Genomic DNA, 474 nt, shown 5'->3' on the forward strand with positions numbered 1-474 from the left:
AGCCATTGATATATTCATTTCTTGTACTATTTTTTTTAATTGTCCTATTTTGTCTTCAACTCCTTGATAAATATGCGTTATTTTTAATTCTCTGGCTCTGTTTTCAACAATACGGGAAGTCCTGCCTGTAATTATCACAGGCACTATATTGTACTTTGGCAATAATTCATGAATTGCATATCCGTCTTTAACGTCAAAAACTTTAAATATTTCGCTTTCCTGCCCCATGTATATTTTTCCGTCTGTGAGAGTTCCGTCTACGTCCATTACTAACATTTTAATTGTACGAATGTCTGATTTAACCATTCTTTTATATCTTAATTAGTGTCTATTTATTACGCTAATTACTTTGTAGCATAGACTACAAGATAATCACCGCAATCTTTTTCTGCAAGATTAGCTCTCCAAGCTTCATTTACTGTAGCTGAGATACAAGGATAGGAAATATTTCCCATAGGCTCTTTTTCCTTCAGC

General features: G+C 33.3%; 1 protein-coding gene. It reads right to left on the reverse strand.

All coding sequences use genetic code 11. The features are described from left to right. A partial coding sequence (locus tag ACYVRH_RS14540) for a KdsC family phosphatase (protein WP_461257578.1) occupies nt 1–306 on the reverse strand: 306 nt, incomplete at its 3' end. Nucleotides 307–474 lie beyond the last annotated feature (168 nt).

The organism is Treponema sp. R80B11-R83G3, assembly GCF_054786115.1.